Origin of the sequence: Campylobacter concisus, from assembly GCF_002913225.1 — a bacterium.
GTDB classification, from domain to species: domain Bacteria; phylum Campylobacterota; class Campylobacteria; order Campylobacterales; family Campylobacteraceae; genus Campylobacter_A; species Campylobacter_A concisus_J.
The window spans coordinates 1-433 of record NZ_PPAW01000055.1 but is presented as its reverse complement, the minus strand read 5'-3'; the positions used below and the strand labels follow the sequence as shown (position 1 = coordinate 433).

Genomic DNA, 433 nt, shown 5'->3' with positions numbered 1-433 from the left:
AACGAGGGCGATCGAACAAATAACCTGAAGGGCCAAGCTATTTGATAACCTCGCTGAGGCTCCATGCAAGAAGCAAAATAACAACTGTGATGATCATAGTGTTCCAGCCCTTTACCCATGTGCGAAGGGCCTCTTTTACATCAAAAATTTTGCGCCAAACACCCATGACGATAGCCACCATACTGGCAAGTAGCGCTGCTTGAAATAGCGATGTAGCAGAGTCAGCTGCGCCAAAAGTATCTTTAAAGGTTGAAAATGAAAGTGGATTTGCAAGTGCATTTTTAAGAGTATCGCCCTCAAGTGCAGCAAGACCACTAAAATAGAAGCTAGTAAATGCGCCGATGACTGGCACAAGATGTGGCACTATCGCATTTGAAGCGCTTAGTTTTACGCCCTCTTTTGGCTCAAGAGTTTTGTCTTCAAGGTCTTGAAT

General features: G+C 44.3%; 1 protein-coding gene. It reads right to left on the bottom strand.

All coding sequences use genetic code 11. The features are described 5' to 3' along the window. Positions 1–37 precede the first annotated feature (37 nt). Positions 38–433: Na+/H+ antiporter NhaC family protein (locus CYP26_RS08500; protein ID WP_275935737.1), on the bottom strand; the 396-nt coding region annotated here is incomplete at its 5' end.